Origin of the sequence: Streptomyces sp. NPDC002619, from assembly GCF_042889305.1 — a bacterium.
Taxonomy (GTDB): Bacteria; Actinomycetota; Actinomycetes; order Streptomycetales; family Streptomycetaceae; genus Streptomyces.
Map to the genome: position 1 here is coordinate 19701 of NZ_JBIAQV010000061.1, position 16363 is coordinate 36063.

Sequence of the window (16363 nt, forward strand, 5' to 3'; positions counted from 1 at the left end):
ATGAGGACGTCAGGAGCGCGGCAGGCCGCTGCCCCCCTGATCAAGTTCAGCCTGTTCGCCCTGGTGACGGTCCTGGCGACGGCCCTGCTAGCCGCCACAATCGTCAACATCTCCCTCACCCCCGAGCACACCTATCGCGCGGTGTTCAGCGACGTGACGGGCCTGGAGAAGGGCGACGACATCCGGGTGGCCGGGGTGCGGGTCGGCGAGGTCGAGGGCATCCGGATCAAGGACCGGACGCTGGCGGAGGTCACCTTCACGGTCGGCGCGGACCGTCCGCTGCTGCACAGCACCGGCGCGGTCGTCCGCTACCGGAACCTGGTCGGACAGCGTTACATCGCCCTGACCGAGGGCGCGGGAGACGGCACCCGGCTGAAGCCCGGCGCCACGATCCCGCTGTCGCGCACGCAGCCCGCACTGGACCTCAACGCGCTGCTGAACGGCTTCAAGCCACTGTTCGCCGCGCTCAGTCCGCAGGACGTCAACCAGCTCGCCACCGAGATCATCCGGACTCTCCAGGGCGAGGGCGGCACCGTCAACAGCCTGCTGGTGCACACGGCTTCGCTCACCACGACGCTGGCCGGCCGCGACAAACTGATCGGCTCGGTCATCGACAACCTCAACACCGTGCTGGACACGCTGGACAAGCGCGGCTCCCGCTTCTCCGGGCTGCTCAAGCAGCTGCGGCGGGTGATTTCGGGACTGTCCGCCGACCGCAAGCCCATCGGGGAGTCCCTGGTGGGCATCGGCGACCTGACGGACGCCACCTCGGGGCTGCTCAAGGACGCGCGTCCGCCCCTGAAGGACGACATCGCCGAGCTGACCGATCTCACCGGAACGCTGAACAAGAACGAGAACACCGTGGAGGGCGTGCTGAAGCGGCTGCCTAACAAGCTCAACGAGCTGACGGGGACGGCGTCCTACGGCTCGTGGTTCAACTTCTACCTCTGTGACTTCGACGGCCGGATCGTGCTGCCGAAGAAGCAGCAGGTGCTCACTCCCGAGCTGCACGTGGCGAGGGCGAGGTGCGGCGCATGACGAAGCACTTCCTTCCGCGCAGGACCCGTAAGCGCCGCCCGGAACCGCTGGTCAAGGTCCGCATCGACCCACCGAAGCTCCCGAAGATACGGCTGCTGCCTCGCCGGGCACCGCGCCCCCACCGCCCGGAACCCCTGGTGAAAGTGCGCATCGACCCGCCGAAGCTGCCCCGCATACGGATACGCCGACCGCGCCTGACCCCGTTCCGGGAGCGGAACCCCGTGGTGATCGGAGCCGTCGGCCTCACCGTCCTCGGGCTGCTGACCGTGGCCGCGTTCAACGCCGACAGCCTGCCGCTGATCGGCGGCGGCGACACGTACAGCGCGGCCTTCTCGGAGGCGGGCGGCCTCAAGCCAGGCGACGAAGTGCGGATCGCCGGCGTCAAGGTCGGCAAGGTCGAGGACGTCGATCTGGACGGCGACCACGTCAAGGTCACCTTCAAAATCAAGGACGATCCGGGGTTCGGCACCGAGACCGGCGCCTCGATCCGGGTCAAGACGATCCTCGGCGCGAAGTACCTCGCGCTGCACCCCAAGGGACCGGGGCAGCTGAAGCCCGGCAGCGAGATACCGCTCCGGCGGACGGTTCCGGCGTACGACGTCGTGCAGGCGTTCAGCGATCTCACCACCACGACGGAGAAGGTCGACACCGACCGGCTGGCGAAGGCCCTGGACACCATCTCCACCACCTTCCAGGACTCACCCGCCGAGGTACGGGCGTCCATCAAGGGCCTGTCGAAGATCTCCCGGACAGTCGCCTCGCGCGACAAGGCGCTGGGCGAACTCCTCGACCACGCGAACGGCGTCACGGGCGTGCTGGCCGAGCACTCCGAGGACTTCACCGCGCTGGTCAAGGACGGCGACCAGCTGTTCAAGGAGATCAGCAAGCGGCGCCAGGCGATCCACAAGCTGCTGAAGAGCTCCGCCGCGCTCGGCATCGAGCTCTCCGGCCTGGTCGCGGACAACGACAAGGAGATCGGACCCGCGCTCAAGGGCCTGAACACCGTGGTGCGGATGCTCGAACGCAATCAGTCGAGCCTGGACCGGAGCGTCAAGCTGCTCGCGCCGTACGTCCGGGTCTTCAGCAACACCCTCGGCAACGGCCGCTGGTTCGACAGCTACATCCAGAACCTGGTCGCCGCTCCGGTGGCGCCGCGCACGGGAGGCACGCGGTGAAGAACCTGAAGAAGCGCATGGCCGTGGTCACCGCACTCGCCCTCGTCGCCACGCTCACCTACGTGCTGTGGCCGCGCTCCGAGTCCGTGCACGTCACCGCTTACTTCCCTCGCACCGTCGGCATCTACCCCGGCTCGGACGTCCGCGTCCTCGGCGTCCGGATCGGCGAGGTCGAGAAGATCACGCCCGAGGGCGACCGGGTCCGGGTGGAGCTGAAGTACGACCAAGGCCGCAAGGTCCCGGCGGACGCCAAGGCCGCGATCATCAACTCCTCGGTGGTCAGCGACCGTTATGTGCAGCTGCTGCCGGTGTACCGGAAGGGCCCGGTGCTACAGGACGGTGCTGTCATCCCCGAGACACGCACGGCCGTGCCGGTCGAACTGGACCGCATCTTCGACAGTCTGCACACGACGGCCGACGCGCTCGGCCCCCAGGGCGCCAACCAGGACGGCTCACTGTCACGGCTGCTCGGGGTGAGCGCGGACAACCTCGACGGCCAGGGCAACAACCTCAACCAGACGGTCGAGGACCTCTCACAGGCCGTCACCACACTGTCCGACGGCCGCAGGGATCTCTTCGGCACGGTACGCAACCTACAGGTGTTCACGGCAGCGCTGGCCGCCGACGACCAGAGCGTGCGGTCCTTCAACACCAGCCTCGCCAAGGTCGCCGAGCAGCTCGCGGGCGAGCGCAAGGATCTCGCGGACGCGCTCAAGAACCTGGGGACGGCGCTCGGCGATGTCTCCGCCTTCGTGAAGAACAACAAGAAGTCGCTGACCTCGAACGTGCAGGGCCTCAGCAAGGTGACCAAGGTGCTCGTCACCCAACGGGCCGCGCTGGCCGAGCTGTTGGAGGTCGCTCCCACGGGTCTGTCGAACCTGAACAACGCCTACAACCCGTCCGCGGGCACCCTCGACACCCGCAACAACGTGCAGCAGGCACAGGATCCGGCCTCGCTGCTGTGCTCCGTACTAAGGACGACGGGCGACGAAGGCGGCAAGAACCCAGACTGCAAGGAGCTGAAGGACCTCTTCGACTCCCTGCCGAAGGTGCCTGAGGGCTCCGCGGTGACGGGAACGGTCGACCGCACGCTCGGCGGAATTCTGGGGGCGAGCGCATGAGCGCACTACGCAAGGTCGGGGCGGTCGCATGGGCCGCGGCCGGCTCTCTGCTGCTGTCCGGCTGCGAGTTCAACGGCTGGTACGACGTCCAGCTTCCCGGCGGAGCCGCCGCCGACGGCCACGCCTACCACGTCACCGTCGAGTTCCGCGACGTTCTCGACCTGGTGCCGCAATCGGCGGTGAAAGTCAACAACGTCACCGTGGGCGCGGTCGAGAAGGTGGAGCTGAACGGCTGGCACGCGCGCGTACGGCTGCGGGTCGCCGACTCGGTGAAGCTGCCCGCCAACGCGGTCGCCGAGCTGCGGCAGACCAGCATGCTCGGCGAGAAGTACGTCGCGCTCTCCACCCCGACCGGCACCGCCCCTGTGGGCCGGCTCGGCGACGGCGACCGCATCCCGCTGTCCCACAGCGGCCGCAATCCGGAGATCGAGGAGGTGCTGTCCGCACTGTCCGCGCTCCTCAACGGCGGCGGAGTGGCCCAGCTCAAGACGATCACCGTGGAACTGAACAAGGCCCTGAACGGCAGGGAGAACCGGGTCAGGTCGCTACTCAAGGAGCTGAACACGTTCATCGGCGGTCTGGACGACCAGCGCAAGGACATCGTCCACGCCCTCAAGGCCGTCGACCGGCTGGCGGGGCGGCTCGGCAAGGAGAAGAAGACGATCGCCCAGGCCGTCGACACGATGCCGCCCGCCCTGAAGGTCCTCGCCGACCAACGGCGCGATCTGACGAGGATGCTCACCGCCCTGTCCGAGCTGGGCAAGACGGGCACCAAGGTGGTCAACGCCTCGCACGACGACACGGTCGCGAACCTCAAACAGCTCAGGCCGATCCTGCAACAGCTCAACAAGGCAGGCAACGATCTGCCCAACTCCCTTGAACTGCTGACCACTTACCCGTTCCCGCGCAACGCGGTGGACGCCGTCAAGGGGGACTACGTCAACCTCGACATCACGGCCGACCTCGATCTGTCGGACCTCTACGGGAATCTGACGAGCGGCAACTCCGGCCGGGGCAAAGGCGATTCCGAGAAGCCCGAAACTCCCGACACTCCCGACGTACCGCATCTCCCCGACTTGCCGAGCGTTCCGACACCCACCGCGCTGCCGAGCACACCGAGTTTGCCGTCCCCCTCCGTCCCACCCACCCCGTCGGTCCCGTCGGGCGGCGGCGGTCCGCTGTGCCCGCCGGTGTGCACCAGCAGCTACACGACCGACACAACCGACGCGGACCTGCCCGAGGGGATAAACCTTGCGCTCGCGGAACTGATGCTGAAGGGGGTCCAGCCGTGATCACACCTACGGTCAAGGCCCAACTCCTCGCCTTCGCCACCGTCACCGCCGTCGGGGTGTCGTACGTCGGCGCCGAATACACGGGCCTGGTGGACCAGGTCCTGGGCCGCGGCTACACCGTGCAGGCGGACTTCGCCGACTCCGGGGGCATTTTCCCTGGCGCCGAGGTCACCTACCGGGGGGTGCCGGTGGGCCGCGTCGGCACGCTGCGGCTGACCGGTTCCGACGGGGTCTCGGTCTCCCTCGCCATCAAGGACGGCGCGCCGCGCATCCCGGCGGACACCCTCGCTGTAGTGGCGAACCGTTCGGCGGTGGGCGAGCAGTACGTCGACCTGCAGCCGCGCAGGTCGGGCGGACCGTATCTCCTCGACGGCAGCGCCATCCCGCGCAGCAGCACCCGCGTGCCGCTGCCCACCACAGACCTGATCCTCAGCCTGGACAGACTGGTGAACTCGGTCGACAAGGACGACCTGCGGGTCACCGTCGACGAGTTGGGCAAGGCCTTCTCCGGCACAGGTCCGAACCTGAGCCGCCTGGTGGATTCGGGAAACGCGCTCGTGGAGTCGGCGTCCCAGTCACTCCCCCAGACGATCTCGCTCATCGAGGACTCGCGGAAGGTCCTCAAGACGCAGGCCGACCAAGGCTCGTCCATCAAGTCGTTCGCGCACGATCTGGCGGCGCTCAGCGCACAGCTGAAGTCGAGCGACGGGGACCTGCGCAAGCTGATCGGCAACGCGACGCCGGCCGCGCAGCAGGTGAACTCGCTGCTGAAGTCCACCGGGCCACGGCTGTCGGTCCTGCTGGCCAATCTGATCAGCGGCGGCCAGGTCACGCTGGCCCGCCTGCCCGGCGTGGAGCAGTCCCTGGTCACCTTCCCGGCGCTGGTCGCGGGCAGCTACACGGTCGTCCCGGGCGACGACACCACCCACTTCGGCCTGGTGGTGAACGCCGACGACCCGCCGCCGTGCACCCAGGGGTACGGGACGACACGGCGCGACCCCTCGGACACGAGCACGCGTGAGGCGAACACCGACGCGCGCTGTACGGCCCCGCGCGGAAGCACGACGTCGGTACGGGGCGCGCAGAACGCCCCCGGCGCGTCGACCGCTTCCGGTGGCGCGAACCAGACGGCGTACATCACGCCGTACGACCCGGAGACCGGCACCGCGACCGGCCCGGACGGAAGACCCGTCGAGATCGGCTCGACGGGCGGCCAACAGGCGGTGTTCGGAAAGGAGTCGTGGCAATGGCTGCTAGTCGGACCGATGGCATGAGCCAGGTCATGAGCAGGGCCCTGTCGGGCAGGTCATGGTCGATCAAGGCCTGGTCGGGCAGGGCCTGGTCGATGGGACTCGCCGTGGCGACCGTCCTCACCACCGCACTGACCATCTGGCTGAGCCTCAGCCTCTACGACCAGCACGAGACGGAGCAGCGCCGCCAGGACATCCTGGCCGCGGCCCGCCAGTCGGCGCTGAACTTCACCTCGCTCGACTACCGGCACTACGACCGGGACAGCGCGAACGTCCTCAAGGGCGCCACCGGCGACTTCAAGAAGCAGTTCGCCGCGCAGACCGAACAGCTGACCAAGCTCGTCGCCGCGAACAAGTCCGTGTCCGAGGGCCAGGTCCTCGACGCGGGCATCGTCCGCTCCGACGCGCACTCGGCCCGCGTCCTGGTGGTCGCCGACAGCAAGGTGACCAACACCGCCGCGCCCAAGGGCGAGGCGCGAACCTATCGGCTGCAGCTCGACCTGGTGCACCGGGACGGCCGCTGGCTGACCGCGGACGTCGAGTTCGTCGGGTGACGGCGCCTGACCGCCCTACCACCCATGAGGACATGAGCACATGAGGAGGAAGACCGTGGCGACAACGACCACCCGAGGCAGCGGCTCCGGTCCCGGCACCCGGCGCACCATGACCGCGGCCGCCCGCGCGGCGACCAAACGCGCGGAGCGCGGCCACCACCAGCCGAGGTCGACCGACATCGACGAGGACGCCCCGACGCGTCCCGAGGCGCAGCACTCCGGCCGCACCATCCTCATCGAGGCCCCGCAGGAGGACGGCTGGGACGACCCGCCCGAGCCCTCGCCGGATTCCTTCGAGGGGGACGCGCCGCAGAGGGAGGGCGAGCCGGGCCCCGGTACGGCGACGCGGCGCGGTAGGCGGCGCCTGCTCACCACAGTCCTCTGCGTCCTGCTCGTGACGGGCCTGGTAGCGGCCGCCATGCTCGGGTGGCGGTACCGGGAGGGCCTACGGGCCGATCAGGCACGCGGGCAGGCACTCACGGCCGCGCGGCAGTCGGCACCCGTCGTCCTGTCGTACGACTACCGGCACCTGGACCGCGACTTCGCAACAGCCCGTACCCGGCTCACCGGACACTTCCGCGACGAGTACCGCAAGACCACCACTACGGTGGTCGGACCGACGGCCAGGAAATACCACGGGGTGGTGAAGGCAACGGTCGCGCAGCCCACCGGCGGCTCCCCGGCGGCCTCCGTGATCTCGGCGTCACCGGACCGTGCTGTGGTCCTCCTCTTCGTCAACCAGGTGACCACAAGCACCCAGGTCTCGGGCTCCCGCGTCGACCTGAACCGGGTGCGGATGACGCTGACCCGCACGTCCGACGGCTGGAAGGTGAGCGGCGTGGACGCGCTCTGACATCTGCTTCTCCCCGGAGCCCCTGATGCTTCGAACCGCCGCATGACCAACTGGGCAGGCGGAAGGACCAGTTGGGTCGCTCCGTGGATCGCCGCGCTTACCGTTCCTAAAGACTGAGCGGGAGTGAGTCCTGTTGCCAGGACTGCTGCTCAGCCGCGTGCTCCGAACGGTGTTGGGCACGCTGGTCGCCCGCTTTCGCTCCGCTGCCGGGCGGCACGCATCTGGTGCGTGGTCCGGGAATGCGGGGGCGGGTTTCCTCACGCCGCCGGGGCTGCGGTCTGGCCTGGGCGGTCCGATGCCCGTAACGATCGCTCTGGTCGGCACGGGGCGGTGCCGTCCGTCGCCGGATCGGGTGCCCGAGGGCGCGCCTTCCGATCGCCACGGCTGCCACGTCGTGGCGAGTTGTCTTGCGCTGGGGAGTGGTCAGCGGCCTCTGCCAGCGCTGGGCGCCCCACTTCGAGGTGTAGGCCGGGTCCACCGCGACGATCGCCATGTCCTGGTCGGCCGCCATGGCCACCAGCCGGGCCTTCAGCCGTGCGTTGGGGAAGCGGGAGATCAGACGGCGGAAGCGTTTCCTGCGGCCGTGCTTCTCCCGCGTCCTGCCCGCGGCGAAATCGAGGTCCTCGATCGCGATCGCGGCGGCCCCACTGCGGCGGGTGTGGTGCAGCAGCCGGCTGAGGGCGTGCCGGATCTGGGCGTCGCGGTGCTGCGTGCTGCCCGACAGGTCGTAGAAGAAGCGCCGGGGCTCGCCGACCGGGTTGCCGTGGGTGTCCAGGCGCCAGACGGCAAGGTGGTCATCGTTCATGTCCACCGCTACCACCCACGGGCGAGGGCTGCCTCCAGCGGCAGGACCGGAACGGGGGCGCGCTGCCAGCAGGCGGTCACATACCAACGGCCCCTCGCCACGTCGTGGTGGATGCGGTAGGCCACCGCCCGGTTCCCCATGATCCGGTCGCACCATCCTCGCCCCGGTGCTGGAACTTGGCGGTCGCATCGAGCAGATACCGGCCGTGCGGGGCGTTGGCCAGATGACCAAGCGCGGCCGGGAGCCTGATCGAGACTTGTCCGGTGTCGGTGATGCGTATGGTCTCGTTGCCGAAGCGCTTGCCGGACTCCCCGTCAGCGGTCAGGAACATCCGCGCGGCCTGCCACCGCTCCCGCCACGCCTGCTCGTCCAGCCCTGCCTGGTCCAGGTTGTGGCGCAGGTGGGCAAGTTGCGTGCCGCCGCGCACCACGTGCACCCGGCCCGCCGCCCAGTCCGCCTCCAGGCCGGCCAACCGCTCCCGCAGGGCGTGCAGGCGCCGGGCCTTGGCGTGCCACTCCGCCCGCGAGCCGTACCCGCGCACCAGCCCTTCGCGTTTGTTCGCCTTGGTGCCCAGCGGGCGGGCCAGCCGGGCCTCGATCGCGGTGACCTGCCCGCGCAGCCCCATCATGTGGGCGACCTGGCCGCGCCGGGCCAGCGCCCACTGGTCATGCGTGGCCTTGGTGATGCTGCCCGCCCACCGCGCCGACGAGCACCCGGTCAACTCCCGCTTCCGAACAGCCCACATGGCGGTTTCATGGGCCAGCCCCTCCCGGGAGCGCACCGCGAGATCCCGCGACGCCAGCTCGCCGAGGAACGTACCGACCTCGGCCAACACGGCCGCCGCCCGCCTCCGACACCCGCAGCCGCGCCCGGATCGCCACCCCCGACGGGCCGGGCACCACAAACGACGCCGCGACCTCCCGCAGCTCGCCCACCCCTTCACCCCCACCCGGCATAGAAGATCCCGTCACCGCACCCAACGAGCCCCGTCCTCAAAGGTCACGCGTTCGACACACAAACTCCCGTTCACTGAACTCCGAAGCTGTCGAGCGCCTCGCCGCCAGCACCAGCAGACACTCACACACGCCAATACGCGCTTGTGCTCGCTCAACCGGCAGCAGTACGAACCCCCGCCGCGGCCGCCGCCCTCCTGGGTGGCCTCGGCCAGAACGGAGTCGAGGGTCGGGATCCCGGTGAGTTGACGCAGGTGGGCAACCGTCAGCTCCTGGTGTCCGGGCCGGGCGTTGAGGCCCGTTCCGATCGCGGTCCCGCCGAGGTTGGGCGTGGGTGGCGAGGTCGGTCAGGGCGAGCGTCACCGGGACACCGACCCCGACGCCAGGGACACCGGCGCGGACCCCGAGCGGGGTCACTCCCGCACCCGGCCGCAACGGGCCAGTGGGGTGGTCCGTGGCGACAACTGCGCCCCTGGGCGGCGCGGCTCCGGGGGACCGATTCCGGATCCGCGTTCAATCGCCCCGGAGAATCCAAACGTCGAGCAAAGACAGCGCTTACGGGCGCGGCCTTCCCAGCCATGCCCCACAGAGCTTGAGGGAGAATTCGATGAGCGGCACAACGACCCTGCCGACACCGTCCGGTCCCTACCTGGACGAAGGGCTGCTGCCCGCCGACTTCTACGCCTACGAGGAACTGCTGTCGGACAGGGAGCGGGAGAAGATCGAGTCCGTGCGCGAGTTCCTCCGCACGCAGGCCGCCCCGATCGTGGACGACTACTGGGCCCGGGCCGACTTCCCCTTCCAACTGGTCGAGGGCTTCGGGAAGCTGGGCCTGATCGACTGGGCCGACCCCGACTCCGCGGAATCCAGGCCGAGCAACCTCCTCGCGGGCTTCATGGCGCTGGAGTTCGGGCACGCCGACGCGTCCTTGGCCACGTTCTTCGGCGTGCACTCGGGCCTGGCCATCGGCAGCATTCTCACCTTCGGCTCCGACGAACAAAAGCAGCGGTGGCTGCCGGCGATGAGCCGCTTCGAGAAGATCGGCGCCTTCGCGTTGACCGAGCCGCACGGCGGCTCCGACGTGGCCGGCGGCCTGCGCACGACCGCGCGCCGCGACGGCGACGGATGGATCCTCGACGGAGCCAAGCGGTGGATCGGCAATGCGACGTTCGCTGACGTGGTCGTCGTGTGGGCCCGCGATGTCGAGACGCAGCATGTGCTGGGCTTCGTCGTGGAGAAGGACACGCCCGGGTTCACCGCGACGAAGATCGAGAACAAGATGGCGCTGCGGATCGTGCAGAACGCCGACATCGTGCTCGACGGCTGCCGTGTTCCGGAGGCCAACCGGTTGCAGAACGCGAACTCGTTCAAGGACACCGCCGAGATCCTGCGCCGGACGCGCAGTGGGGTGGCGTGGCAGTCGGTGGGCGTGATGTTCGGCGCCTACGAGATCGCCCTGCAGTACGCGAAGGAACGCGAGCAGTTCGGGCGCCCGATCGGGGGTTTCCAGCTCGTGCAGGACCTGCTGGTGAAGATGCTGGGCAACGCCACGGCCTCGTGCGGGATGGTGACGCGCCTGGCGCAGTTGCAGGACGCCGGGGTCTACCGGGACGAGCAGTCCGCGCTGGCGAAGGCCTACTGCACCGTGCGGATGCGCGAGAACGTGGGGTGGGCGCGGGAGCTGTTGGCCGGCAACGGCATCGTCCTCGACTACAAGGTCGGCCGCTTCGTCGCCGACGCCGAAGCCCTCTACTCCTACGAGGGCACGCGGGAGATCCAGACCCTCATCGTCGGACGTGCCGTGACCGGCGGCCTGAGCGCCTTCGTGCGGTGACGGCGATGACCACCGAATCCGTCTTCACCGGCCTGAAGGTCCTTGACGCGTCGAGCTTCATCGCGGGACCGGCGGCGGCCACCGTGCTCTCCGACTTCGGAGCGGACGTCATCAAGATCGAACCGCCGGGACAGGGCGACCCCCAGCGGCGGCTGAGCTCCGTGCCGCCCAGTCCCCAAGCACAGGCCAACTACAGCTGGCACCTCGCCAATCGCAACAAGCGCGGCATGGTGATCAACCTGAAGACGCCGGCGGCCACCACGGTCCTCAGACGCCTCGTCGAATGGGCCGACGTTGTGATCACCAACTTCCCGCACGGCACGCGCGAGAAGCTGCACCTCGGCTACGAAGAGGTCTCGGGCTGGAACCCGACAGTCGTCTACGCCGACATCACGGGCTTCGGGGATGCCGGCCCCGACGCCGGGCAGCCGGGCTTCGACCTGACCGCCGCCTGGTCACGCAGCGGGCTGCTGGCCTCCACCCGGGACGCGGGAGCCCCGCCCACGGTGCCGGTCTGGGGCAGCGGCGACTACATGTCGGCGATCGCCATCTACGCGGCGATCGTGACCGCCCTGTACCGCCGTGAGCGGACGGGACAGGGGGCCAGTGTCGGGACGTCGCTGCTCGCCGCGGGCGTCTGGGCCACGGGAACGCTCGTGGCGGGCGCGCTCGCCGGCGGCACGCCGTTCGAGCTGCACGACCGGAAGGCGCCGGCGAACCCGCTGATCAACCCCTACCGGACCGCGGACGACGAGTGGCTCATGCTGGTCGCCTCACCCCCGCACTGGCCGGGACTGACGCGGGCCATCGGGCATCCCGAGCTGCTCGAGGATCCCCGTTTCGCGGACATCGAGGGCTTCGTCAAGAACTCCGCCGCGCTGGCCGAGCTGCTCGACGCCGAGTTCCGCTCGCGGCCCTTCGCCCACTGGAAGGACGCCCTGGCCCGGGAACGCGTCACCTACAGCCTCATTCAGACACCGGAGGAGGCCGCGCAGGATCCGCAGCTGCGCGCGAACGACATCGTCGTACCCCTGGAAGGGGTCAGCGGGCTGGAGTACACCATCAACAGCCCGGTCAACCTGCGAGGAGTGCCGAAGGTGCCGGCCAAGCGGGCACCCGACCTGGCCGAGCACAACGACGAGATCCTCGCCCAGCTGGGATTCAGCCCCGCCGAGATCGCCGAGCTGCGCGCCCAGGGAGCGATCCCCGGCACGACCGAAGCGGAGGCACCGCGATGAACACGGCGTCCGAAGCAACCGGCCTGGTGCTCCACGAGCGCCGCGACAGCGTGCTGACCATCACCATCGACCGCCCGGCGCAGAAGAACGCCATCGACCACGAGGTCGCGGTACAGCTCGCGGCGGCCGTGGACCTGCTCGACGCGGACCCGGAGCTCTCGGTCGGCGTACTCACGGGCGCAGGCGGGGTGTTCAGCGCGGGCATGGACCTGAAGGCGTTCGCCAGGGGCGAGTTGCCGCTGCTGCCGGGCCGCGGACTGGGCGGGCTCACCCGCGCCGTGGTGCGCAAGCCGTTGATCGCCGCCGTCGAGGGCTGGGCACTCGGCGGCGGCTTCGAGCTGGTGCTCTCCTGCGACCTGATCGTCGCCGCGGAGGACGCCCGGTTCGGGTTTCCCGAGGTCACGCGTGGTCTCGTAGCGGCAGAGGGTGGACTGGTCAGGCTGCCGCGCCGTCTTCCTTACCACGTCGCCGTGCGCGTACTGCTCACGGGCGAGCCGCTGACCGCCGCCGAAGGCAAGGAGTACGGGCTCATCCATGAGCTGACCCCACCAGGCGCCGCGCTGGACGGGGCCCGGGAGTTGGCGGGGCGCGTGGCGCGGAACGCACCGCTCGCACTGGCGGCCGTCAAGGAGGTCCTGCGTGAAACGCAGGGCCTGAACGAGAGCGACGCGTTCAGACGCCAGGACGAGCTCACCAGCGGGCTGGCCACCAGCGAAGACGCGCAGGAAGGCGCACGGGCGTTCACCGAGAAGCGCGCTCCCGTCTGGCACAGCCGCTGATGCCGGCCACGCCAGCCGCGTCCCCTCCGCCACAGCCCATGTCCGACCTCCCCTTCCAGGAGCCATGACCAGCCATGAATGCACACAGACCCGTTCACCGCGTGGCGATCGTCGGCACAGGCACCATCGGTGCGAGCTGGGCGACGCACTACCTTGCCCGGGGCTTCGACGTCACGGCCACCGACCCCGGCCCCGGCGCTGAGGCGGCCCTGCGGTCGTACGTGGACAACGCGTGGGCCGCGGCGGCCGCGCTCGGGCTCGCGCCCGGAGGCTCGCCCGATCGCCTGAGCTTCACCACCGACATGCGGCAGGCCGTCGCGGACGCCGATTTCGTACAGGAGAACGCGCCTGAGCGCCCAGAACTCAAGGTGAAGCTGTTCGCCGACATCGACGACGCCACGGAGCCCGACGTGATCATCGCGTCCAGTTCGTCGGGCATCACGATGAGCGTCATCCAGGCCGAGTGCCGGCATCCGGAGCGAACCGTCATCGGGCATCCCTTCAATCCGCCGCACATCATTCCGCTGGTCGAGGTCGTCGGCGGGACGAGGACCGCGCCGGAGACCATCCAGGGCGCGATGTCGTTCTACGCCGCGATCGGCAAGAAACCGATTCACCTCAAGAAGGAGCTCCCCGGGCACGTCGCCAACCGCATCCAGGCCGCGCTGTATCGCGAGGTCGTCCATCTGGTCGATCAGGGAGTGCTCGACGTCGCCGACTCCGACGACGCGGTTTCCTGGGGGCCGGGACTCAGGTGGGGCGTCATGGGCCCCCATCTGCTGTGGCATCTCGGCGGAGGAGAGGGTGGCATCCAGCACTTCATGGACACCCTCATGCCGCGGATGGTCGCCTCGTGGCAAGAACTGGGCACCCCCGAGTTCACGCCCGAGCTCGAGGAGAAGATCGTGCGCGGCGTCCTTGAGGAGGCGGACGGCCACTCGGTCGACGAGCTGGCAGCTCGGCGGGACACGATGCTCTCGGCCCTGCTGGCCGTGCGCGCCGAGCACGACCCGTCCGGCTCGAGCGCCGCGGCCGGTCGCCCCGTGAAAGAGGGATCGTGACGCAGCGCCAGGAAAGACTGTTCGTGCTCGAGGCCAGCAGTGGCGGTCGACTGTTCTCCGTGAACACCGACGGCACCGAAAAGAAGGTCCTCTTCACCGGGTGCCGGATTCCCGACGGGGTCGCCGTCGATACCGTGGCCGGGCACATCTACTGGACGAACATGGGCATTCCGTCGGACAACGACGGCTCGATCGAACGCGTTGACCTGGACGGAAGCAACCGCACGACGATCGTCCCCAGCGGGGCCACGCACACGCCGAAACAGCTCCACTTCGACGCCGTCGGCCGGAAGCTGTACTGGGGTGATCGCGAGGGCATGCGCGTGATGCGCTGCAACCTCGACGGCTCCAACGTCGAGACCCTCGTGCAGACGGGAGAGGGAGACGACGACCGCCGCGACGAGACCAAGTGGTGCGTGGGAGTCACCGTCGACCCTGTCGGCGGACACCTCTACTGGACACAGAAGGGCCCGAGCGACGCGGGACTCGGGAAGATCCTGCGGACCGGAATCGACCTGCCCGCCGGGGAGAGCGCGGCTGGTCGCGGCGACATCGAGGTGCTGTTCGAGGGGCTGCCGGAGCCCATCGACCTGGAGCTCGACCTCACGGAGCGCGTGCTGTACTGGACGGATCGCGGGGACCCGCCACGGGGCAACACCGTGAACCGCTCACCGATGGACCCGCCGCACGGTCGCCGGACGCCCGAGATCCTGTTGACCCACCTGATGGAAGGCATCGGCCTCGCCCTCGACCCTGACGAGGGCCGCATGTACGTGACCGACCTGGCCGGGAACGTCTACGCGGCCGATCTCGACGGATCGAACCGGAGGGAGATCCTCGTCCTGCAGGGCAACCTCACCGGCATCACCAGAGCCGTGCTGTCGACCGAGGCCGGGTAGTTTCGGAAGGTGGAGGCCGGCGGAGAGGTTCTGCGCATCACGGCTTTGACGAGAGATGATGTGCCGCAGGCTTGTCCGGGTGTGGGCGGGTGTCGCAGCCGGTGCATTCCCGGTACGTGCGGCACGTCGCGGATGAAGCGGTGGCCGGCCGTCCGGCGGTCATCGACGTATCGGTACGGCGCCCGTACTGCGACTGCCGGGCCTGCACGAAGGTGACGTTCGTCGAGCAGCTCGAAGGTCTGACGGAGCGTTACCAGCGGCGCACTCCGGTTCTGCGGCAGGTGGTTGAGGCGTCGCTGTGACACTGGTCGGATCGGCCGGAGCGCGCCTCCTCGCCGCCTTGCATCACACGTTGTCCTGGAAGTCCGTAGTCTGCCGCAGTGCTCGGCGAGAACTCCGCGACACGAACAGGGGAGGAAACAGGGGGGCGCACCATCGGCGTCGATCGGCTGGCTTTGTATCTCGGTGCGAGAGTCGTTGCGAGATAACTGTGAGAGTCACCTTCTGACTGAGTGTGCGATGCCGATTTGTCTAGACGTCACTCAGGGGCTTGCGGTGGGACGGTGGAGCGTGTTTCCGACGCAGGGGCCCTACGGGGGAAGTCCCAGCCGAATGTCGATCTGTACGCGAAGAGGGTTCGAACTGCTCCATTATTCATCAGTGAGTATCAGCCTTTCTCAGCGTGTATCGTGATCTCGTGAAGCTTTCCGAGTGGGCGGCACGCAATGGTGTGCACTACCAGACCGCGTGGACCTGGGCGAAAGAGGGCCGTATGCCGGTCCCGGTCGTCCAGACGCCGTCCGGTACGTGGCTGATCGCCGAGCCTGCGACGGAACCGTCAGGCAAGGTCGTGGCGTACTGCCGCGTCTCGTCCGCCGACCAGAAGACCGAGCTCGACCGGCAGGTGTCCCGCGTCGTCCAGGGCGCGACCGCGCTGGGCCTGCCGGTCGCCGAGGTCGTCACCGAGATCGGATCCGGCCTCAACGGGCGCCGCCGCAAACTGCACCGGCTCCTGTCCGACCCGGGCGCGGCCGTGATCGTGGTCGAGCACCGCGACCGGCTGGCCCGGTTCGGCGTCGAGCACCTGGATGCCGTGCTGTCGGCGTCCGGGCGGCGCCTGGTGGTCCTGGACCCCGCCGAGACCACCGACGACCTGGTGCGGGACATCACCGAGGTGCTGACCTCGATGTGCGCGCGCCTGTACGGGCGGCGTGCGGCGAAGAACCGTGCCGCCCGCGCGGTGGCCGTGGCGACCGGTGGGGGCGCCGAGTGAAGAAGTTCCAGCCGCAGGCCGGGTTCGTGGTGCAGGCGTTCAGGTTCGCCCTGGATCCGAACGCCACCCAGGAAGCCGCGTTGCGCTCGCACTGCGGTGCGGCGCGCGCGGCCTACAACTGGGCTGTGGGCTGGGTGTCGGCGTCGTGGTGGCAGCGCCGCGCGGAGGAGTCCTACGGCATCGGCGCCGACCAGTTGACGCAGTGGCGGCCATGGTCGCTGCCCGCGCTGCGCAAGGC

At 69.3% G+C, this 16363-nt stretch carries 17 protein-coding genes; 15 read left to right on the forward strand and 2 right to left on the reverse strand.

All coding sequences use genetic code 11. The features are described from left to right. The 7 genes from ACFYXB_RS41030 to ACFYXB_RS41060 all read left to right on the forward strand — a co-directional run bounded on the left by ACFYXB_RS41030 (nt 1) and on the right by ACFYXB_RS41060 (nt 7283). Nucleotides 1-1038: an MCE family protein gene (locus ACFYXB_RS41030; RefSeq protein ID WP_389590212.1), complete on the forward strand. Its 1038-nt coding sequence runs from the start codon at nt 1-3 to the stop codon at nt 1036-1038. A gap of 194 nt (nt 1039-1232) precedes the next feature. After that, nucleotides 1233-2213, forward strand: coding sequence for an MCE family protein (locus ACFYXB_RS41035; protein ID WP_351361469.1), 981 nt, complete (start codon nt 1233-1235; stop codon nt 2211-2213). Nucleotides 2214-2230: 17 nt separating this feature from the next. Next, entirely contained in the window at nt 2231-3334 is a 1104-nt protein-coding gene (locus ACFYXB_RS41040) for an MCE family protein (protein WP_389590244.1), read from the forward strand. Continuing rightward, nucleotides 3331-4626: an MCE family protein gene (locus ACFYXB_RS41045; protein ID WP_389590213.1), complete on the forward strand. Its 1296-nt coding sequence runs from the start codon at nt 3331-3333 to the stop codon at nt 4624-4626. The genes ACFYXB_RS41040 and ACFYXB_RS41045 overlap by 4 nt, the downstream gene beginning before the upstream one ends. After that, nucleotides 4623-5900 (forward strand): MCE family protein, encoded by a 1278-nt coding sequence (locus ACFYXB_RS41050; protein WP_389590215.1) that lies wholly within the window; start codon nt 4623-4625, stop codon nt 5898-5900. Before ACFYXB_RS41045 ends, ACFYXB_RS41050 begins: the two co-directional genes overlap by 4 nt. Nucleotides 5901-5971: 71 nt before the next feature. Next, a complete protein-coding gene (locus ACFYXB_RS41055; RefSeq protein ID WP_388506801.1) occupies nt 5972-6430 on the forward strand; it encodes a hypothetical protein in 459 nt (152 codons plus the stop codon). Nucleotides 6431-6485: 55 nt separating this feature from the next. After that, entirely contained in the window at nt 6486-7283 is a 798-nt protein-coding gene (locus tag ACFYXB_RS41060) for a hypothetical protein (RefSeq protein WP_389590217.1), read from the forward strand. A gap of 106 nt (nt 7284-7389) precedes the next feature. Here ACFYXB_RS41060 and ACFYXB_RS41065 read toward each other — a convergent pair whose 3' ends face one another. Next, nucleotides 7390-8088: a hypothetical protein gene (locus tag ACFYXB_RS41065; protein WP_389590219.1), complete on the reverse strand. Its 699-nt coding sequence runs from the start codon at nt 8086-8088 to the stop codon at nt 7390-7392. 76 nt (nt 8089-8164) lie between these two features. Continuing rightward, on the reverse strand, nt 8165-8923 hold the full coding sequence (locus ACFYXB_RS41070; RefSeq protein WP_389590221.1) for a hypothetical protein: 759 nt from the start codon (nt 8921-8923) through the stop codon (nt 8165-8167). Between the two features lie 725 nt (nt 8924-9648). Between ACFYXB_RS41070 and ACFYXB_RS41075 the strand changes: the two genes are divergently transcribed. The 8 genes from ACFYXB_RS41075 to ACFYXB_RS41110 form a co-directional block, all read left to right on the forward strand. After that, nucleotides 9649-10875: an acyl-CoA dehydrogenase family protein gene (locus ACFYXB_RS41075; RefSeq protein WP_389590222.1), complete on the forward strand. Its 1227-nt coding sequence runs from the start codon at nt 9649-9651 to the stop codon at nt 10873-10875. A gap of 5 nt (nt 10876-10880) precedes the next feature. Beyond that, a complete protein-coding gene (locus ACFYXB_RS41080; RefSeq protein WP_351361454.1) occupies nt 10881-12113 on the forward strand; it encodes a CoA transferase in 1233 nt (410 codons plus the stop codon). Then, entirely contained in the window at nt 12110-12892 is a 783-nt protein-coding gene (locus ACFYXB_RS41085; RefSeq protein ID WP_389590224.1) for a crotonase/enoyl-CoA hydratase family protein, read from the forward strand. Before ACFYXB_RS41080 ends, ACFYXB_RS41085 begins: the two co-directional genes overlap by 4 nt. A 74-nt stretch (nt 12893-12966) precedes the next feature. Next, entirely contained in the window at nt 12967-13953 is a 987-nt protein-coding gene (locus ACFYXB_RS41090; protein WP_389590226.1) for a 3-hydroxyacyl-CoA dehydrogenase NAD-binding domain-containing protein, read from the forward strand. Next, nucleotides 13950-14852 (forward strand): 3-hydroxyacyl-CoA dehydrogenase, encoded by a 903-nt coding sequence (locus ACFYXB_RS41095; protein WP_389590228.1) that lies wholly within the window; start codon nt 13950-13952, stop codon nt 14850-14852. The genes ACFYXB_RS41090 and ACFYXB_RS41095 overlap by 4 nt, the downstream gene beginning before the upstream one ends. A gap of 140 nt (nt 14853-14992) precedes the next feature. Continuing rightward, nucleotides 14993-15154 carry a hypothetical protein gene (locus tag ACFYXB_RS41100; RefSeq protein WP_389590230.1) on the forward strand — a complete coding sequence of 54 codons (162 nt, stop codon included), beginning with the start codon at nt 14993-14995 and terminating at the stop codon, nt 15152-15154. A gap of 395 nt (nt 15155-15549) precedes the next feature. Continuing rightward, complete coding sequence (locus ACFYXB_RS41105) at nt 15550-16125, forward strand: IS607 family transposase (protein ID WP_389590232.1); 576 nt, start codon at nt 15550-15552, stop codon at nt 16123-16125. Beyond that, nucleotides 16122-16363 (forward strand): helix-turn-helix domain-containing protein (locus ACFYXB_RS41110; protein WP_389590234.1); only part of this gene is annotated, 242 nt, incomplete at its 3' end. The genes ACFYXB_RS41105 and ACFYXB_RS41110, both read left to right, overlap by 4 nt.